The organism is Bradyrhizobium sp. 159, from assembly GCF_023073795.1.
Lineage (GTDB): Bacteria > Pseudomonadota > Alphaproteobacteria > Rhizobiales > Xanthobacteraceae > Bradyrhizobium.
This window is the reverse complement of sequence record NZ_JADPKE010000043.1, coordinates 1-17,675: the sequence shown is the minus strand read 5'-3', so window position 1 is coordinate 17,675 and position 17,675 is coordinate 1. Positions and strand designations below refer to the sequence as shown.

Here is a 17,675-nt window from a genome sequence, read left to right as displayed (position 1 = left end):
GCAGATTTACTCTGCGGCGGCTTCGGGGCGCACCGAGCGCGGCAGCGGGAAGAACTCGTTCTCTTCCGCGGCCGAGACCGTCTCCACATGCAGCGTGTAGCGCTCTGCGAACGCGTCCATGATCTCCTCGACGATCACTTCCGGCGCGGATGCTCCCGCGGTTATGCCGAGGCTGGCGATGTTGTCGAACTTGCCCCAGTCGATGTCGGCGGCGCGCTGCGCCAGCACCGCGATCTTGCAGCCCTCGCGCTCGGCGACCTCGCGCAGGCGCTGCGAGTTCGACGAGTTCGGCGCGCCGACCACGATCAGGGCGTCCACCACCGGCGCCACCTTCTTCACCGCGAGCTGGCGGTTGGTGGTGGCGTAGCAGATGTCTTCCTTGTGCGGCCCGTTGATGTTCGGGAAGCGCTCCTTGAGCAGCGCCACGATCTCCGCGGTGTCGTCGATCGACAGCGTGGTCTGGGTCACGAAGGCGAGGTTGTTGGGGTCCTTCGGAGTGATGGTCTTGGCGTCCTCGGCGGTCTCGATCAGGGTCACGGCGCCGACCGGAAGCTGGCCGAGGGTGCCGACCACTTCAGGATGATGGGAGTGGCCGATCAGGAAGATCTCGCGGCCGCGCTTGAAGTGGATCGCGGCCTCGCGGTGCACCTTGGTCACCAGCGGGCAGGTCGCATCCAGCGAGAACAAATTGCGGGACTGGGCATCGGCCGGAACCGACTTCGGCACGCCATGGGCCGAGAACACCACTGGCGCGGTGGTATTCTCAGGGATTTCCGCGAGCTCCTCGACGAAGATCGCGCCCTTCTTCTTCAACCCGTCGACGACGTACTTGTTGTGCACAATCTCATGGCGAACATAGACGGGAGCGCCGTATTTATCGAGCGCCCGTTCCACGGTGTCGATCGCCCGGACCACCCCGGCGCAGAAGCCACGGGGAGAACAAAGCACGATCTTGAGGTCTGGTTTGGCTGACATTGAGCGATCTCGGGACCGAATCACCCGTTTCGCCTTCTGGCGGGGGCGGTCGATGGATGGATTGGGCTTAAAACAGTCTGCCTGGACTTTACAGGGACTTCAAAGGGAATTGGGCCCCCTTTCGGGCGCTGTCAAGGCACTATCTATAGCAGAACCATTGCGTGGCTACCCCCTCCGGGCTTATATAGCGCCAATTCCCTGTCATCGCTGATGACCACCGGTTTCGCCTCCAGAGGGGTGGGCGAAGCACAAAGGAGATTTGCCATGAGCAACGCACCTCTGATGCCCAAGGCGACCGCCGTCTGGCTGCTCGACAACACCGCGCTGACCTTCGACCAGGTCGCCGATTTTACCAAGATGCATCCCCTCGAGGTGCGCGCGATCGCCGACGGCGACGCGGCCCAGGGCATCAAGGGCATGGACCCCCTCTCCAACGGCCAGTTGACCCGCGAAGAGATCGAGAAGGGCGAGAAGAACCCGGACTACCGGCTCCGCCTCCAGGAGAGCAAGGTGGTGCTGCCGCCCCAGCCCAAGCGCAAGGGCCCGCGCTACACGCCGGTCTCGCGGCGCCACGAGCGCCCGAGCGCCATCCTCTGGCTGCTGCGCAACCATCCTGAGCTGAAGGACGCCCAGATCATGCGTCTGGTCGGCACCACCAAGAGCACGATCGCGAGCGTGCGCGACCGCACCCATTGGAACACGTCCGCGCTGACCCCGATCGACCCTGTCACCCTCGGCCTGTGCTCCCAGATCGAGCTCGATTTCGAGGTGCAGCGCGCAGCCAAGGAGAAGCCGATCGACGCAGCCTATGGGGGCGCCACGCTGCTGCCGGCCTCCGAGACCACCCGTAAGGACGAGTACGAGCCCGCGCAGAAATCCAGCGACGACCTCAATGTCGACGCCGTATTCGCCAAGCTCAAGACGCTCGGCGGCAAGAAGCAGGAGGACGAGCAGGAGTAGGGGCTTACTTCCCTGCACCGCATCCGGTTCGAACGCGGCGGAGCGATCCGCCGCGTTTTTGTTTGCGAGCGGAACTTTCGCGACGCCTCTGCCGGGAACGATGCGGCCGACCTCGCATTGTTTCCAGCGCGGAGGATCAGCGATGCGGGACGACGAAAACCATTTTGCGTTGATGCTGGGACGCGCTGTCCTGGCAGCCTGGGGCGACATGCCCCGGGATATCCAGGAAGCCTTGTTCGAGATTGCCATCAGGGACCGCCCTGGCGATCGCGACGACCTGGCGAAGTTGCTGCATGATCGGCATCCGCGGACGGTGCACGCCGGATAGCCGCGTCCCCCCGTGTATCACATTCGCCGGTGTGACGGCGCCAACCGCACCGTCAATGTCAGCTCCTCTTCAGCTATTTCTAGCGCGTTGTTGCGCGAGTCAGCGTCAGAGCAGAGAGCGGACAAGGATTTCGACTGCTGCGTTGCAGGCGGATCACGGGAGACGTGAATGCGAGCAAGCGCCGCGGCACCATAATTTCGGATCGGCACTCACGGCCGTTCGGGATGGTTCAGCATGTATTCGCCGAGATCACGCTGACGGCGATCGGCACGCGCGGTGGCTGCATTGCGCTGGACATCACGGTCCTTGCGGCCGGCCACGTATTCCGGCGAGCCCTGCGCATAACCGCGGCTCTGGCAAACCGCGTCGTCATCGTCGCCGCCGACCGCTACGGGCGTCTGGTAACGCGCGGAGCAGGCGGAGAGTGCGATGGCGAGCAGGGAGATGGCGCCATACTGCGCGAGCTTGGCTGACATTGATCGGTCCTGTCTCATTCGTCATTGCCGGGCTTGACCCGGCAATCCATCGAAATCAAGGCAATTGCCTGATCATTGATGGATGCCTGGGTCAAGCCCGGGCATGACGACCGGAGAGCACAATTCACATCCGCCCCTTCAGCGCCGCGCCGATCTCGTCGAGCACCTTGGGGTCCTCGATCGTCGCCGGCATGGTCCAGGCTTCGCCGTCGGCGATCTTCTTGATGGTGCCGCGCAGGATCTTTCCGGAGCGCGTCTTGGGCAGGCGGCCGACGGTGATCGCAAGCTTGAAGGCGGCGACCGGGCCGAGCTTGTCGCGCACCAGCGCGACGATCTCCTTCTCGATCTCGGCGGGCGCACGCGTCACGCCGGCTTTCAGCACTAGGAAGCCGCAGGGCACCTCGCCCTTGATCGCATCCTTGACGCCGAGCACGGCGCATTCGGCCACATCCGGATGCGAGGCCAGGATCTCCTCCATGCCGCCGGTGGAGAGGCGGTGGCCGGCGACGTTGATGATGTCGTCGGTACGGCCCATGACGAAGACATAGCAGTCCTCGTCCTTGTAGCCGGCGTCCGAGGTTTTGTAATAGCCGGGGAATTCGCTGAGGTAGGCTTCCTTGAAGCGCGCGTCCTGATTCCACAGCGTCGGCAGGCACCCCGGCGGCATCGGCAGCTTGATGACGATCGAGCCCATGGTGTTGGGCCCGACCGGCTTTGCGGCTTCATCGACGATCTCGACCTGATACCCCGGCATCGGCACCGTCGGCGAGCCGTGCTTCACCGGCAGCATGCCGAGGCCGACCGGATTGCCGGCGATGCACCAGCCGGTCTCGGTCTGCCACCAATGATCGATCACCGGCACCTTCAACTGCTGCTCCGCCCATTCCACCGTCGGCGGATCGGCGCGCTCGCCGGCAAGGAACAGCGTGCGGAATTTCGAGAGATCATATTGCCGGATGAATTTGCCTTCCGGATCCTCCTTGCGGATGGCGCGGAAAGCGGTCGGCGCCGTGAAGAAGGCGACCGCCTTGTGCTCGCTGATGACGCGCCAGAACGCGCCGGCATCGGGCGTGCCGACCGGCTTGCCCTCATACATGATCGAGGTCGCGCCATGCAGCAGCGGGCCGTAGACGATATAGCTGTGACCAACCACCCAGCCGATGTCCGAGCCGCACCACCAGACCTCGCCCGGCTTGACGCCATAGAGGTTGAACATCGACCATTTCACCGCGACGAGGTGGCCGCCATTGTCGCGCACCACACCCTTGGGGATGCCCGTCGTGCCCGAGGTGTAGAGGATGTAGAGCGGATCGGTCGCGGCAACAGGCATGCAGGGCGCCTTCTTGCCGTCGTTCAGCGCCTTGCGCCGCAGGCTCGCCCAATCATAGTCGCGTCCCGGGGTCAGGTCGCAGGTGTGCGGCGGACGTTGCAGCACGATGCAGGCCTTCAGCTTCGCGCTCGCGAGCTTGATCGCCTCGTCGAGCAGCGGTTTGTACTGCACAATACGGCCAGGCTCGATACCGCAGCTCGCGGAGAGAATGAGCTTTGGCTGCGCATCGTCGATGCGCGTGGCGAGCTCCTTGGCAGCAAAGCCGCCGAACACCACGGAATGCACCGCGCCGATGCGCGCGCACGCGAGCATCGCGGTCACCGCCTCCGGCACCATCGGCATATAGAGGATGACGCGATCGCCTTTGGCGACACCAAAATCCTGCATGATTGCGGCGAGTGCCTGCACCTCGCTCAAGAGCTCGGCGTAGGTGAATTTGGTGATGCTGGCCGTCAGCGGCGAATCATGGATCAGCGCGACCTGGTCGGCGCGGCCGCGTTCGACATGGCGGTCGAGCGCATTGTAGCAGGTGTTGACCACGCCGCCGGTGAACCAGCGGCCGTAGGTTCCTTGCGTCGCATCGAAGATCCTTTTCGGCGGCTCGATCCAGTCGATCTCCTTGGCCGCCTCGGCCCAGAATCCTTCCGGATCGGCCAGCGAGCGCGCATGGACCTCGTGATAGAGACTCTTGCCCTGGACGTTCATTCCCGCGCTCCCGTTCCCTTTGGCCTGGTCTTGACCTGACGGCAGGAGAAGCGTCCCGCCAGGACCAGGATCAAGTGCCGGCCTTGCTTGACGGGTATTTTCCCGGGAACGGGCCGCGGTTCAAGCCGAAAAGGATGGGCCTTTTGGAGGAGAGGCGTAGAGCTTGCGCGCATCGGCGCTGCGCTCCCTCTTCCGCCTGCGAGGAGGCTGGGGTGCCTCCGCGTCGGGAGGCCTATGGAGGAAGTCTCCAAGAGGGGAAGGCCCTCACCCGCCGCGCTCTGGACGATGCTTCGCACCGCCGGGGACGCGTCGACCTCTTCCGCAAGCGGGAGAGCTAACCGAGCCAGCCGTGCGACTTCGGTTCTTCAGCGCTTCTCAGCTTGCCATCGCATCGAGCCGCTGCAGGCGGTCCTTCATGACCTTCTTCAGATCATAGCCGGGGCGGCCGAAGCTCGCGTTGCGCGTCGTGAGGAAATCGCGCTGGTTTTTGCGCAGGTCGGCCGCGAGACGCGCTGTCGCAGCCCGCAGCACACGCTCGTAGGTCTCAGCGATCTGGCGGTCCAGCACGCCGAGTTGCGGATCGGCACAGATCACCTTCTCGACCTCGCGCGTCGCCGTGGCGCAATCGAACGACGCAGCGTTGCCGGAAGCCGCATTCATCGCACGCAGCGGCTCGGATCCGAATTTCGCGATCTCGGCGATCATGGCGCGGCGGCCGCTCGCGGCATTCTCGTTACTCGGGTCGAGCCGCAGGGCCGTTTCGTAATCGGCCAGCGCCTTCTTGCGTTCACCCATCAACAAGGCTGATTGCCGCGCCGAGGAAGAAGGCGCGCAGCGAAATTTTGGCAAACCAGGGCATTTGCGCGGAAGAATGTGTGCCGCACATGACATAGGGCTCCGTGACGTCGGGTTCTCACCGTTGTCGCGGCTGGCAAAGGATGGGTTCAAATCGGGCGTGCGGAGAGCTGCCCGCACTCCTCGCCCCGCTTGCGGAGAGAGGCGGAGGTCCCGTCAATATCCATCCACACCGTTCAGCCGCTGCAGGCGCTCCTGCATCGCCTTCTTCAGGTCGTACCCTGGCCGGCCGAATCCGGCATTGCGACGCGCGACGTATTCATCCTGCGCGCGCTGGAGCGTCTTGGCTTCACCCGCATTGCGCGCCTCGCGGATCACGCGCTCATTGGCGGCAAAGATCTCCCGGTCGAGATCGGCGAGCTCGCGATTGCCGCAGATCGCCCTTTCCACGGCGCGTCGCGCACGGGCGCAATTGAAGCTTGGCTTGCCGGCGACCGCTATCTGCGCCCCGATCCGCTCGAGCTCGCGCGCCATTGCCTTGTGATTGGCCTTGGCCTTCTCGTGGTTGGGATCAATCTTCAATGCCGCGCCGAAATCCTGCACTGCCTTGGGCCTGTCCCCCTTCTTCAGCCAGAGCTCACCGCGCGCGTTGAAGATGTCGGCGAGACCGGGATCGAGCTGCAAAGCCCGGCTGTCGTCCGCGATCGCACGGTCGATCTGCTCGTGCCGCGCATAAAGCGCGCCCCGCGCGACCAGCGCCTTAATCAGGGCTTCCTTCGCGGTCTTCTCATGCTCGATCACGGCCGCGCAGGCCGTAACCGCCTTGTCCAAATCGTCGGCCGCCGCCGCCGCAAGGCATGGCGCGACATCGACCTGCGCCACCGCGACCGGCTCGCCGCCCGTCGCCGCATGGGCCGCGGCGACCGAGAGCGCGCAGAGCAACCCGGCGCCCGACAGTTGAATGAGAAAGGAACGCATGTTCGTCACGATCGGAACGCCTTGCCTTCAATCTTGCCTGGTCGCCCCACTATCCATCATTACGGCCGGATTGGTGCTAGCTTGTGGCGCCGCTCAAATCGGTTTCGGGAATCACCGTGTCGACATTCGAATGGATCATCGTGCTTCTGCTCGGCGCCGTCGGCTTATCGGCGCTGGCGCGGCGGATCAAGGTCCCCTACCCGACCTTCCTCGCCATTGGTGGCGCGCTGATCGCTTTCGTGCCGTCGAGCCCGTCCTGGACGCTGGAGCCGGACCTGGCTTTGGCGCTTTTTGTCGCACCGGTCCTGCTCGATGCCGCGTTCGACACCTCGCTGCGCGATCTGCGCAGCAATTGGGTTCCGGTCTCGACCCTGGTCGTCGCCGCGGTCGGCTTGACCACGGCCGCCGTGGCCTATGTCGCGCACCGGCTGATGCCCGATATGCCCTGGGCTGCCGCGGTCGCGCTCGGCGCCATCGTGGCGCCGCCGGATGCCGCGGCTGCGGTCGCGATCCTCAGCCAGGTGAAGCTGCCCCACCGCATGGTGAAGGTCCTGGAGGGCGAGAGCCTGCTCAACGACGCGACTGCGCTCTTGATCTATCGCATCGCGGTGGGCGCGGTTGCCACCGAGCACCTGACGTGGAGCCAGGTCGCACCGACCATGGCGCTAGCGCTGGTTGGCAGCGTCATCGCTGGCCTGCTCGCGGGCCGCATTGTTCCGCTGTTCATTGAACGGGTGAAAGAGGCACCGAGCGCGATCATCTTGCAGTTCGCCACCACCTTCCTGGTCTGGATCGCCGCCGAGCATCTCGGCCTTTCCGGCATTCTCACCATCGTCGTCTATGCCATGACGATGGCACGCAGGGCGGGGCTGCGCATGCCGGCGCGGCTACGGGTGCCCTCGTATGCGGTGTGGGAGACGATGGTGTTCGTGCTCAACGTGCTCGCCTTCATGCTGATCGGCATGCAGATGCGACCGATCTGGACGCGGCTCGATGCCGACGTACGCTGGGAATATTGCGTCGCCGCCGCCTGGATCCTGCTCACAGTGGTGCTGGTCCGGCTGCTCTGGGTGACGTTCTACCGGACGACGCTCCGCGCGCTGATCGCGCAGCGGATCTATCGCCCGAAGGATCCGAAGCAGGTCGCCTCTGCCAAGGGCGGCCTCATCATCTCCTGGTGCGGCATGCGCGGCCTCGTCACGCTCGCCACCGCTTTTGCCCTGCCGGAACACTTTCCACATCGGGATTTCATCGTCTTCATCGCCTTTGCGGTGGTGCTGGGTTCGCTGGTGATCCAGGGCCTGACGCTGCGGCCGCTGATCCTGGCGTTCGGCCTCAAGGACGACGATCCTGTCGGCATCGAGGTCGCGCGCGGACGCGCGGTCGCCTATCGCGCCGCGCTCGACGCCATCGAGAGCGATCCGTCGGAGGAAGCGGAAATCCTGCGGCTCGAATATCGCGCGATCCTGATGCAGGCGGAAAACGATCCGAACGGCGGCATCGCCAATGGCGAGCTGCCCGCCGATCCCCTGCGCCGCCGCGCCATCGAAGCCGCGCGCAAATCGATCTTCGACCTGCGCGCGACCGAGGTGATCGGCGACGACGCGTTCCACAAGCTTGAGGAAGAGCTCGATCGCGCCGAATTGAGCGCGGGGGGATAGTTTCATCGTCCGGGACAAGCGCGCCCAGAGCGCGCGCGATCCGGGATCTCCGCGCGAGCGCTTGCGCTTGTGCGGGACGACAGTGGGATTGAACCAAACCCCGCCTTGCCAGACTCATTCCAGATGACGACCCTGATCGACGACCGTCGTGTCCGCGCGCGTGATGCGTCGCCAGCACGATATTTCTATCTCCACATGTCGCTCGCTTGCGCGGCCACCGCGTTTTTGGGCTTTGCACCGACCTATTGGGTGCCGCTTGCCAACCGGACATTCTCCGCAAGTCCCGTGATTCATTTTCACGGTCTCTTGTTCTTCACCTGGTCGCTCTATTTCGTGCTTCAGACCTGGCTCGCAGCCTCGGGCCGCGTGGTCAATCACCGCGCACTCGGCATGGCCGGCGTCTCGCTCGCGACCGCGATGACGATCTTCGGCTTCCTGGCCTCCGTGCATGTGATGCAGCATTCCGCCACGCTCGGGCAGGAGGAGGCCGGCATCGCGTTCTCGATCGTCCCGATGAGCGGGATCGCGTTTTTCGCGATGGCATTCGTGCTCGCGATTGTGAACGCTCGGAGGCCCGAGGTCCACAAGCGCCTGATGCTGCTCGCGGCGGTGTCAATTCTGGATGCCGCGATCGCGCGCTGGTTCCTCACCTTCCTCGCGCCTCCAGGACCACCGGGCCCGCCGCCGGTGCCCGTCACCATCGCGCCGGCCGCCGTCGCCTCGCTCCTGCTCGTCGTCGCCATGGTGCGCGACTGGCGCACCATGGCGCGCGTGCATCCCGTCTACATCTACGGCACGCTCGCACTGCTGGCGGTGAAGGTGCTGAACTGGCCGGTCAGCGAGACGGCGGCCTGGCACGCGTTTGCCGCCGGGATTCTGGCGCTGGCACAGTAGGTCGCTCTAACCTCCGCTGTCGTCCCGGATGAGCGAAGCGCAGATCCGGCACGACGGCGGCGCCTAGGCCCCCGCCTTGCAGGTGATCCCGCCGTCAACCACGAGCTCGATCCCCGTCACGTATTTCGACTCGTCTGACGCCAGGAACAGCGCTGCGTTGGCGACGTCGAAGGCGTCGCCCATGTGGCCCATCGGCACCTGCGCATCGCGCGCGCGCCACATCGCCTCGACGTCGCCCTTGGCATAGCTCGCGGCAAGCCCGGCAGAGTGCTCGACCATCGGCGTCTTCATCAGGCCCGGCAGGATCGCATTGACCCGCACATGATGGCGCGCGAACTCGATCGCGGTGGTGCGCGTCATCTGGTTCATCGCCGCCTTCGAGGCGCCGTAGGTGACGTAGGAGATGCCCATGTGGCGGATCGAGGCGATCGAGGAGATGTTGATGATCGAGCCGCCACCCTGCTTCACCATCACGGGAATGACGTGCTTCATGGCGAAATAGGCGCTCTTGAGGTTGACGCTGAAGACACGATCCCAGCTCTCCTCGCTCACCTCGACCACGCTGCCCATCTCGGCGATGCCGACATTGTTGTCGAGCACGTCGATGCGGCCATGGGCCTTCAGACACGCCGCCACCATCGCCTCGATCTCGGCAGGCCGCGAGACGTCGGCCGTGAATGCCATCGCCTTGCCGCCTTCGTCATTGATGATCTTCGCGGTCTCCTCGGCCACCGCACCGTTGCGATCGACGCAAAACACCTGCGCGCCCTCGCGCGCAAAGGTCACCGCGGTCGCCTTGCCGTTGCCCCAGCCGGGTCCAATCGAGCCGGCGCCCACCACCATGGCAACCTTGCCGTTGAGCCGATCCATTGTGATCTCCCTTATTTCTCTTGTTGTTCGCAGATGCTCATTTTGGTGACGTTAGCACCGATCGGATGGCCGACAATCTCCGACAATGTCCGGCACTTTCCAGCATGGCACAGCCGCCACTCCCCCGCCGTGCCCGAATTACCCAGCACGACCTCCGGCACCGGCGCGCGGTTCGGTTGCCACTGAAACCAGCCGTCGATCAGCCGCGCCTCGGGCGGCGGCTCCATACCGGGGCCAGTGCCCTTGACGCGGGCCTGCACCAATTCGAGGCCGGCGGGCGTGGCCCGCCAGTCTTCCTGCCATTCGACCTTCGCGATCGAATGCGTCCAGGCCAACGTGAAGGCGGACAGCGCCAGCGCCTTGACGCCGCCTGCCGTTGCCAAGCAGAGGCTCACACCGCCTCGACCGCCGCCGGCGGACGCCGGCGCCATTGCCACAGCACGAGCGCCGCGGAGAGCACGAAGCCGGCCGTGTCGCTGAACGGGAATTCACCGAGCAGGCAGAACGCGGCGCCGAGCGCGACCAGCCGCTCGACCAGCGTCAGCCGCGTGAACAGGAAGCCGATCGCGACCATGCCGAACAGCGCGATCGCCACCAGCGCCTTGAAGCTCGCGAGTGCCACCGCGCCGTAGAAGCCGAGCTTGGCCGCCATGGGATCGCCGGCCTGCAGCATCAGCGCAGGCGAATAGACGAAGATGAAGGGGAGGACGTAACCGGCGAGCGCGATGCGCATCGCCTCCCAGCCGATCTTGTCCGGGTTCTCCTTCGCGATCGGCGCCGCCGCGAGTGCGGCGAGCGCCACCGGCGGCGAGAGGTCGGCCATGATGCCGTAATAGAACGCGAACATGTGGCTCGCGATCAGGGGAACGCCGAGCTTGGCGAGCGCCGGCGCGGCGAGCGCGGCGGTGATGATGTAGGTCGGGATGGTCGGGATGCCGGTGCCGAGCAGAATCGACAGCAGCATGGTCATGATCAACGCCAAGAACAGGCTCTTCTCGCCGAGGCCAATCACCCAGCCGCCGAAGATGGTGCCGACACCGGTCTGCGACATCATGCCGATGATGACGCCGACGATAGCGCAGGCCATGCCGACGGTGATGGCGGATTTGGCGCTCTCGGCCAAGGAATCGCGGCAGGCGCGCAACGCCGCAAAGCCGCCGCGCACGAACGCCGCGATCACGATGAGCCCGACCACGACGCAAGCAACCGGCACGATCTGGAGGCCGTCGCGCGACAGCGCGGCGACGACCAGCGCGAGGCCGATCCAGAAGATGTAGCGAATGACCGTCGCGGACACGCCGGCCGTGATGCTGGTCCCCAGGATCAGCGCCACCGTCAGCGCAAGGCCCATGCTGCCGGCATAGAGCGGCGTAAAGCCTTCGAACAGCATGTAGACGAGGGCGGCGAGCGGCAACACGAGATACCAGCGCGTCACCAGCGCCTTCCAGGCGCTCGGGATCTCCGAGCGCTTCATGCCGACGAGCCCGTGCTTGCCGGCTTCCAGATGCACCATCCAGAACGCTGAGGCGAAATAGAGGATCGCAGGGATTGCCGCCGCCTTCACGATCTCCGAATATTGCACGCCGAGCGTCTCGGCCATGATGAAGGCAACCGCACCCATCACTGGCGGCATGATCTGTCCGCCCATCGAGGCCGTCGCCTCGACGCCCGCCGCGAACGCGCGGCGGTAGCCGAACCTGATCATCAAGGGGATCGTGAACTGGCCAACCGTAACGACGTTGGCAACGCCGGAGCCGGAGATCGTGCCCATCATGCCCGAGGCGAACACAGCGACCTTGGCAGGTCCGCCGCGGGTGCGGCCGAACAGGCCGAGCGAGACGTCGGTGAAGAGCTGGATCATGCCGGCGCGCTCCAGGAAGGAGCCGAACAGGATGAACAGAAAGATGTAGGTCGCCGAGACGTAGATCGGCACGCCGTAAAAGCCTTCCGTGCCGAACGACAGATGCGTGACGATCTGGTCGAAATCATAGCCGCGATGGTTGAGCGGCGACGGCAGATATTGGCCGAAGAACCAGTAGACGAGACAGGCGCCGCACATCAGCGGCAGCGCCGCGCCCATCAGCCGCCGCGTGCCCTCGAAGATCAGCACGGCCAGCAGCGTGCCAACGACGAGATCAAGCCGCGTCGGATCGCCGTCACGGGCGATCAGGTCAGCATAGAAGATCCATTGATAGAGCCCGCAGAAGAAGCCGGCGCCGCCGATCACCCAACCGAGCGCACGGCCGAAATTGCTCTTCGCGGTGAAATTGCCGATCAGGCCGAAGGTAAGCAGCACGAGGAAGCCGACATGGACGCCGCGCACCACCTGGCTCGGCAGATAGTTGAAGGCGGCGACATAGAGCTGGAAGGTGGCAAACGCGATCCCGATCCAGTAGGCGAGATGGCCCCACCAGCCCGGACCAAAGCCTTCCGGAAAGCCGTGCTCGAAATTGTCGAACTCGACCTTGATGGGCGCAGCTTCGGTGCCCTCTGCCTGCAACATCGATATGTCCCCGCGCCCTGAAATCGTCATGCCCGGGCTTGCCCCGGGCATCCATCGAAAGATGAGTCCTGGTGGATGGATGGCCGGGTCAAGCCCGGCCATGACACCTGTATTACTTGATCAGCCCCTTTTCCTTGTAGTAGCGGATCGCGCCGGGATGCAGCGGAACCGGGCTGCCGCTGGCGGCCGTCTCGAGCTTGATCTCCTTGCCGGCTGCATGCGCGTTGGCGAGCTCGGGCAGCGACTCGTAGACCAGTTTGGTCATCTGATAGGCGAGATCGTCCGACACCGCCGAACTGGTCACGAGGTAGTTCACGACGGCAGCCGTCGGCACGTCCTTGTCCTGCCCGGTATAGGTGTTGGCCGGAATGATCGCGGAGATGAAGGGCGGGCCGATCTTGTCGACGGTCTCCTTCGGCACCGACACCACCGTGATCGGGCTTGAGGTCGACAGGTCCTTCAGCGAGGCGACGCCGAGGCCGGCCGATTGCAGCGTCGCAGCGAGCTGGCGGTTCTTCATGAGATCGACGGATTCGGCGAAGGGCAGATATTCGACCTTGCCGAGATCCTTGTAGCTCATGCCGGCGGCGGCGAGGATCGCGCGGGAATTGAGCTCGGTGCCGGACTTGGGCGCGCCGACCGAGAGGCTCTTGCCCTTGAGGTCGGCGAGTGTCTTGATGCCGGACTCAGTGGTCGCAACGATCTGGATGTAGTTCGGATAGATCGCGCCAATGGTCCTGAGCTTGTCGAGCTTAGTCTTGAAGCCCGCCTCCTCCTCGCCGTTCCAGGCGGCTTTGAGCGAGTCACCCAGCGTGAAGGCGAGCTCGCCGCGGCCCTGCTGCAGCAGGATGAGGTTCTCGACCGACGCTTTGGTGGCCTGCACCTGCGTCTTCACATTCGGAATCTTGTCGCCGTAGATCTTTCCGATCGCGACCCCGAGCGGATAGTAGACGCCGGAGGTGCCGCCGGTCAGCACATTGATGAAGGATTGCGCCTGAGCGCAAGGTGCCGACGCCGCCAGAGCAAGCGCCGCGGCCACGCCGAAGAACGTCCGTTTCATGGTTGTTGTACTCCCCAAACCGGCGGCGAAATTGGCCGGATGAAGGGGGCGGGTCAACCCATCCAAAAGGCAAAACAGGACTGCGGTAAACGGCCGTTCCGGCTCGATTTTTTGGGGGAACCCGGCGGGTGCGGCGAGGTGGCGCAGCGCTCACCTCTCCGCTCGCGGAGAAGTCGCGAGGCTCGCTCCTCTAGCGGGATTGCCCCCACCGCGAATGCCCCTCTCCCCAATACTCCCCCGCAAGCAGGAGGGAGCGCACCCTCACTGGAACGTCATGTCCAGGCACTTGGAGATATCGGAGCCGAGGCCGGAGGAGATGATGATGCAGCCGCGCACCTTTTGCGCGCTGGCATCGGCGGCCCAGACCGAATAGCCGCCGGGGCCGAAGAACGAGTTGGTGTTCGGCGGCTCGGTCTCGGTGGCGTCGAAATCGTATTTGCCGTCGGTCTCGAAGATGCGCGGCTTCCTGGTGCAGCCGCCGTCGGTCTGGACGTTGATGACTTCCTTGTTGTCGCGGGTCAGCGCCAGCGAGACCTGGCAGCGGAAATATTCCGAGGTCTTGGTGTTGAACAGATAGGTGTAAGACTTGCAGGTCGCGGTGTTCAGCTTGCCGGGGGCAAGGCCGCGGCTGCACGAAATGCGCTGGTTGTGGCTGAGCTGGTAATCATCGGCCCGGGCGGCCGGTGCCAGCGCCGTCAGTGACAATGCAGCAGCCCAGCAGAGTTTAATCACATGGCGCATCCGAATCATCCCCACCCATAATTTGTCGAGTTGCGTTCTAGACGGAAAGCGGAACATAGTCGCGAGGGGACGAAGGGAAAATCACAAACCGCTGGGCGAGACGTGATGCGCTGCGGCGCTTTCGCGAATTGACCCGGAAATACCGTTCGTGATTTGTTCAAACCCGGAATGTCCCGACGGTGGGAGGATGGGAATGACGGGATTTTCAACCAAGTCATTTGCAATCGCAGTCGCGCTCGGCGCCGTTGCCGCGCCCGCACTGGCGCAGACCGCGGCAACGCCGTGGGAGCTCAAGCCCGACACGGGCTACGCCTACGACAAGGAGGGCAAGACCTATTCCTACAAGATGGGCACCAGCAATGCCGGCGAGCTGCTGAAGGGCGCCAAGAAAGTGCCGAAGGGGACGCTGTTCTTCATCGGCCACAACGGCCAGCTCTACATGCGCACCGGCCCATATCTCGAAGGCGACGGCAAGTTCAAGTTCGGGCCGGATCAGTAGGGTTTGACCTCGCGGCGATAGCGGCGCCACACGCTCGGCGTCATCGTCCGCGAAGGCGGACGATCGAGTATTCCAGAGGCCGTTGTAATTGAATCGAGGGGGGCCGCGGCATTCTGGATGCCCCGGTCAAGCCGGGGCATGACAGCGGAGGATGTAGCTGCCGTAGGTGGGCAAAGGCGCCTTAGCGCCGTGCCCACCATTGGTCAGCGCATTCCGGTCGAGAATGGTGGGTACGCTTCGCTTGCCTAACCTACGACAGCGCTAACTAAAACGCCCCCGCCAGCTCCGTTGCGCCGGCTTTGCTGCTGTTCGAGTCCATGCGCTCATCCGTCACCGCCAGCAACTTCGCCACCGTGTTGTGGCGGATCGCGACCGGGTTGCGCTCGTAGCCGCCGCGCTGGAAGAAGTTCGAGGTCGGCACCTGTTCGCGCAGCGCCTGCGGCATCGTCACCATGTCGAGGCCGGTGCCGTCGCCGGTGAGGTTCATCATCTCGAGCTCGGCCGCGGTGAGCGGCCGGGTGTAGCCCTTGGCCCGCGCGAACAGCACCGAGGTCAGGAGCTTGTGGGTCTGGAGCATCGGGCCGACATCGACGTCGAGCACCATGGCATGCATGGCCCAGCCCTGGGCGGTGTTGCCGATCTTCTCGTGCTCGGACCAGGTGTCGGGCACCGACTTCGCATGCGCCACCATTTTCTTCAGTACCGCGAGCTTGTGCTCGAGCGCCTGGCGCGCCGGCCCCGAGCTGCGCGCCACCTTCTCCGAAAGCGCACGGATGAATTCATGGCCCTGCTCGGCCAAGAGCTCGACGCTGTTGGTGGTGAGCAATTGGTTGTAGCCCATCGCGGTCGAGATCGCGCGCTTGCCACCATGCTCGATTCCCGCCTGCACGTCGTAACTGCCGGTGCCGCCGGTCTCGAACGAATAGACCCGCACGGCCTGCTCCCGCGTCAGCCCCGAGGCGAGCGCGTAGCGCGCATAGGCTCGCTTGAACTCGACCTCGTTGGTCGGGCGCTGCGGCGTGAACTGGTAGAGCTCCTGCGCTGCGCGCAGGAAATCAGCGACCACCGGAATGGGCTTTCGTGGCGGGCGCTCCGGCGTTTCCTCCGGCTCCGGGTTCACCGGCCGCTTCGGCCCGTTGTAGAGCGGCGGATGCTCCAGCACGTAATCGTCGAGCGTGATCTGTTGTCCGCTGCGCCGCTTGGCGTTGCGGGTGCGGCGCTTCTCCGAAATCTGGCTCCAATAGGCGCCCGCTTGGGCGTCGAAGGCGGCCCGCGCCGCCTGATATTCCGCGAGCTTGCGGCGATATTCGAGCACAGCCGGCGAGGCCCCACCCTGCGCAAAAAACTGCGACAGGAGCTGAGCGTTGGCATTGCTGACGGCGGGCGGAAGCGCGTCGCCGCCGCGCGCGGCGGGCGCGAGCAGCACGAGCGCGAATGGAACCAGCGTCAGGGCGCGTCGAATCGGTGGGTGATGCATGCTGCCCCTCTTAGCAGGCATCCGGTAACCGTCACGTTAACGTGCCGTTTACCATCGTCATTTCCAGGCGAACACTGGCTGTTCCAGCTCAGTCACGCGTGTGTGCCGACCCGCCAGCACCTCGCGGAACTGGTAGATCAGCGCCGCCGTCGGTGCGTGGATCAGGCTCGCCTGATGATGGAAGCGAATCACGCGTCGCCCGCTTTCGGGGATCGCGACGAAGTCGAAAGCGTTCTCGCGCTCGATCGTGGCGAGCGCGACGCGATGGACGGACGCGACCTCGTCCGGGTTCGGCCTGATCACGGCGCTATCCGACGCCCAGACCACGACCGGCGTGATCAGATAGCCGGAGCGTGTCGGATAATCGTCGAGCGTGCCGAGCACGTCCGTGCTGGTGAGGCGGAGGCCAAGCTCCTCGTCGAGCTCGCGCAGCGCCGCCTCGACCGGCGTTTCGCCGGGATCGCAACGTCCGCCCGGCAAGGCCCATTGGCCGCGATGGGCACGCAGATGCGATGCGCGCAGCGTCAGCAGCAACGCAGTGTCATCGCCCTCGCCTGCCGCAATCAGCGCAACTGCCACCGCGGCACGCTTCAATGCCGCCGGCGCTTCTTCCTCAGGCAGGCGCGCGAAGGCCGCGCAGGCGGCGGCGATATTCCGTCGTGTGGCATCGTCGAACGGTCTCATGATGCTTGACTACACCACGTCCGGCCTCGATGAAATGAGATCGCAAGGTCCGCACAGGAATGGACGACGACATGACCAACAAGGCCGCCGCAAGGCTGAAATCAGAGGGCTGGACCATTCTCGAGACCACCGGCTTCATGCACCTGATCGGCCCCTTGTGGGAGCGCAAGGTCGAGGGCCATTACGAGTTCGCACTCGCCACCGAAGACAAGCACCACAACCGCCGCGGCATGGTCCAGGGCGGCGTGATGATGACCTTCGCCGACCGCACCTGTGGTATGACCGCCCGCTACGTCTCCGGTAAGGAGTTCATGGCGACGGTGCAGCTCGACACCCATTTCGTCGAGGCCGGCCAGATCGGCGACATCCTGATCTCCCGCCCGCGCGTCGTGCGCGCGACGCGCAGCCTGATCTTCATGAGCACCGAGGTCTCGGTGGATGACCGCTGCATCGTGATGGCCAATGGCGTGTTCAAGTTCTTGAAGGGACCGGGGGTAAATTCCACACCCACAACTGTCATTCCCCGCGAAGGCGGGAATCCAGCACGCCGCGGCCTCTCAATCAATCACAACTGTCTCGGCGTACTGGATCGCCCGCCTTCGCGGGCGATGACACTGAATATAAGGCACAAGCGTACCCACCGTCATTGCTGTCGATGTTCAATAATTCGCTGATTGGATCGCGGTGGTCTTGGTAGCGGCGAAGGCCTTGGGAGTTTGTCCTGCCAAGGCCTGATGGG

The 17,675-nt window shown here is 64.6% G+C and carries 17 protein-coding genes and 1 pseudogene; 6 read left to right on the top strand and 12 right to left on the bottom strand.

Annotation, left to right across the window (positions count from 1 at the left end; translation table 11 throughout):
- Positions 1-6: 6 nt before the first annotated feature.
- On the bottom strand, positions 7-975 hold the full coding sequence (ispH, locus tag IVA96_RS11310) for a 4-hydroxy-3-methylbut-2-enyl diphosphate reductase (RefSeq protein WP_247277930.1): 969 nt from the start codon (positions 973-975) through the stop codon (positions 7-9).
- A 264-nt stretch (positions 976-1,239) separates the two neighbouring features.
- Here ispH and IVA96_RS11305 point away from each other — a divergent pair, with 264 nt between their 5' ends.
- Together IVA96_RS11305 and IVA96_RS11300 are read left to right on the top strand one after the other, a co-directional pair.
- Positions 1,240-1,935 (top strand): cell cycle transcriptional regulator TrcR, encoded by a 696-nt coding sequence (locus tag IVA96_RS11305; RefSeq protein WP_247277931.1) that lies wholly within the window; start codon positions 1,240-1,242, stop codon positions 1,933-1,935.
- A gap of 142 nt (positions 1,936-2,077) precedes the next feature.
- Positions 2,078-2,263 carry a hypothetical protein gene (locus IVA96_RS11300; protein ID WP_247277932.1) on the top strand — a complete coding sequence of 62 codons (186 nt, stop codon included), beginning with the start codon at positions 2,078-2,080 and terminating at the stop codon, positions 2,261-2,263.
- Positions 2,264-2,472: 209 nt separating this feature from the next.
- Here the strand turns inward: IVA96_RS11300 and IVA96_RS11295 are convergent, their stop codons facing one another.
- The 4 genes from IVA96_RS11295 to IVA96_RS11280 all read right to left on the bottom strand — a co-directional run bounded on the left by IVA96_RS11295 (position 2,473) and on the right by IVA96_RS11280 (position 6,547).
- Positions 2,473-2,739, bottom strand: coding sequence for a hypothetical protein (locus IVA96_RS11295; protein WP_247417188.1), 267 nt, complete (start codon positions 2,737-2,739; stop codon positions 2,473-2,475).
- 124 nt (positions 2,740-2,863) lie between these two features.
- On the bottom strand, positions 2,864-4,774 hold the full coding sequence (locus tag IVA96_RS11290) for a propionyl-CoA synthetase (RefSeq protein ID WP_247281438.1): 1,911 nt from the start codon (positions 4,772-4,774) through the stop codon (positions 2,864-2,866).
- Between the two features lie 375 nt (positions 4,775-5,149).
- Positions 5,150-5,569, bottom strand: a complete 420-nt coding sequence (locus IVA96_RS11285) for a lysozyme inhibitor LprI family protein (RefSeq protein WP_247281439.1) — start codon at positions 5,567-5,569, stop codon at positions 5,150-5,152.
- A gap of 216 nt (positions 5,570-5,785) precedes the next feature.
- On the bottom strand, positions 5,786-6,547 hold the full coding sequence (locus tag IVA96_RS11280) for a tetratricopeptide repeat protein (RefSeq protein WP_247417185.1): 762 nt from the start codon (positions 6,545-6,547) through the stop codon (positions 5,786-5,788).
- Positions 6,548-6,630: 83 nt separating this feature from the next.
- On the opposite strand from IVA96_RS11280, the gene IVA96_RS11275 reads away from it, so the two are divergent.
- Positions 6,631-8,208 (top strand): sodium:proton antiporter, encoded by a 1,578-nt coding sequence (locus IVA96_RS11275; protein ID WP_247281441.1) that lies wholly within the window; start codon positions 6,631-6,633, stop codon positions 8,206-8,208.
- Positions 8,209-8,331: 123 nt separating this feature from the next.
- Positions 8,332-9,102: a hypothetical protein gene (locus tag IVA96_RS11270; protein WP_247281442.1), complete on the top strand. Its 771-nt coding sequence runs from the start codon at positions 8,332-8,334 to the stop codon at positions 9,100-9,102.
- 63 nt (positions 9,103-9,165) lie between these two features.
- Here the strand turns inward: IVA96_RS11270 and IVA96_RS11265 are convergent, their stop codons facing one another.
- The 5 genes from IVA96_RS11265 to IVA96_RS11245 all read right to left on the bottom strand — a co-directional run bounded on the left by IVA96_RS11265 (position 9,166) and on the right by IVA96_RS11245 (position 14,276).
- The gene (locus IVA96_RS11265; RefSeq protein WP_247417182.1) at positions 9,166-9,972 is read right to left on the bottom strand and encodes a glucose 1-dehydrogenase; all 807 of its coding nucleotides are present in this window, start codon (positions 9,970-9,972) and stop codon (positions 9,166-9,168) included.
- 11 nt (positions 9,973-9,983) lie between these two features.
- Entirely contained in the window at positions 9,984-10,403 is a 420-nt protein-coding gene (locus IVA96_RS11260; protein WP_247281444.1) for a DUF1850 domain-containing protein, read from the bottom strand.
- A complete protein-coding gene (locus IVA96_RS11255) occupies positions 10,364-12,475 on the bottom strand; it encodes a TRAP transporter permease (RefSeq protein ID WP_247417180.1) in 2,112 nt (703 codons plus the stop codon). The genes IVA96_RS11260 and IVA96_RS11255 overlap by 40 nt, the downstream gene beginning before the upstream one ends.
- 112 nt (positions 12,476-12,587) lie before the next feature.
- Positions 12,588-13,535 carry a TAXI family TRAP transporter solute-binding subunit gene (locus tag IVA96_RS11250; RefSeq protein WP_247281446.1) on the bottom strand — a complete coding sequence of 316 codons (948 nt, stop codon included), beginning with the start codon at positions 13,533-13,535 and terminating at the stop codon, positions 12,588-12,590.
- A gap of 261 nt (positions 13,536-13,796) precedes the next feature.
- Positions 13,797-14,276, bottom strand: coding sequence for a hypothetical protein (locus IVA96_RS11245; RefSeq protein WP_247281447.1), 480 nt, complete (start codon positions 14,274-14,276; stop codon positions 13,797-13,799).
- A 193-nt stretch (positions 14,277-14,469) separates the two neighbouring features.
- On the opposite strand from IVA96_RS11245, the gene IVA96_RS11240 reads away from it, so the two are divergent.
- Positions 14,470-14,775 (top strand): hypothetical protein, encoded by a 306-nt coding sequence (locus IVA96_RS11240; RefSeq protein ID WP_247281448.1) that lies wholly within the window; start codon positions 14,470-14,472, stop codon positions 14,773-14,775.
- Positions 14,776-15,040: 265 nt separating this feature from the next.
- Here the strand turns inward: IVA96_RS11240 and IVA96_RS11235 are convergent, their stop codons facing one another.
- The gene (locus IVA96_RS11235) at positions 15,041-16,252 is read right to left on the bottom strand and encodes a hypothetical protein (protein WP_247281449.1); all 1,212 of its coding nucleotides are present in this window, start codon (positions 16,250-16,252) and stop codon (positions 15,041-15,043) included.
- Positions 16,253-16,309: 57 nt separating this feature from the next.
- On the bottom strand, positions 16,310-16,936 hold the full coding sequence (locus IVA96_RS11230) for a CoA pyrophosphatase (protein WP_247417176.1): 627 nt from the start codon (positions 16,934-16,936) through the stop codon (positions 16,310-16,312).
- 71 nt (positions 16,937-17,007) lie between these two features.
- Between IVA96_RS11230 and IVA96_RS11225 the strand changes: the two are divergent.
- A pseudogene (locus IVA96_RS11225) lies at positions 17,008-17,427 on the top strand (PaaI family thioesterase); the annotation flags it as partial.
- Positions 17,428-17,675 lie beyond the last annotated feature (248 nt).

Excerpts from the sequence above, each read along its gene's own strand:
- IVA96_RS11260 (WP_247281444.1), bottom strand. The coding sequence starts at position 10,403 with ATGGCGCCGGCGTCCGCCGGCGGCGGTCGAGGCGGTGTGAGCCTCTGC.
- IVA96_RS11270 (WP_247281442.1), top strand. The coding sequence starts at position 8,332 with ATGACGACCCTGATCGACGACCGTCGTGTCCGCGCGCGTGATGCGTCG.
- IVA96_RS11285 (WP_247281439.1), bottom strand. The coding sequence starts at position 5,569 with ATGGGTGAACGCAAGAAGGCGCTGGCCGATTACGAAACGGCCCTGCGG.
- IVA96_RS11280 (WP_247417185.1), bottom strand. The coding sequence starts at position 6,547 with ATGCGTTCCTTTCTCATTCAACTGTCGGGCGCCGGGTTGCTCTGCGCG.
- IVA96_RS11230 (WP_247417176.1), bottom strand. The coding sequence starts at position 16,936 with ATGAGACCGTTCGACGATGCCACACGACGGAATATCGCCGCCGCCTGC.
- IVA96_RS11245 (WP_247281447.1), bottom strand. The coding sequence starts at position 14,276 with ATGCGCCATGTGATTAAACTCTGCTGGGCTGCTGCATTGTCACTGACG.
- IVA96_RS11255 (WP_247417180.1), bottom strand. The coding sequence starts at position 12,475 with ATGTTGCAGGCAGAGGGCACCGAAGCTGCGCCCATCAAGGTCGAGTTC.
- IVA96_RS11240 (WP_247281448.1), top strand. The coding sequence starts at position 14,470 with ATGACGGGATTTTCAACCAAGTCATTTGCAATCGCAGTCGCGCTCGGC.
- IVA96_RS11265 (WP_247417182.1), bottom strand. The coding sequence starts at position 9,972 with ATGGATCGGCTCAACGGCAAGGTTGCCATGGTGGTGGGCGCCGGCTCG.
- IVA96_RS11295 (WP_247417188.1), bottom strand. The coding sequence starts at position 2,739 with ATGTCAGCCAAGCTCGCGCAGTATGGCGCCATCTCCCTGCTCGCCATC.
- IVA96_RS11300 (WP_247277932.1), top strand. The coding sequence starts at position 2,078 with ATGCGGGACGACGAAAACCATTTTGCGTTGATGCTGGGACGCGCTGTC.
- IVA96_RS11235 (WP_247281449.1), bottom strand. The coding sequence starts at position 16,252 with ATGCATCACCCACCGATTCGACGCGCCCTGACGCTGGTTCCATTCGCG.
- IVA96_RS11305 (WP_247277931.1), top strand. The coding sequence starts at position 1,240 with ATGAGCAACGCACCTCTGATGCCCAAGGCGACCGCCGTCTGGCTGCTC.
- IVA96_RS11290 (WP_247281438.1), bottom strand. The coding sequence starts at position 4,774 with ATGAACGTCCAGGGCAAGAGTCTCTATCACGAGGTCCATGCGCGCTCG.
- IVA96_RS11250 (WP_247281446.1), bottom strand. The coding sequence starts at position 13,535 with ATGAAACGGACGTTCTTCGGCGTGGCCGCGGCGCTTGCTCTGGCGGCG.
- ispH (WP_247277930.1), bottom strand. The coding sequence starts at position 975 with ATGTCAGCCAAACCAGACCTCAAGATCGTGCTTTGTTCTCCCCGTGGC.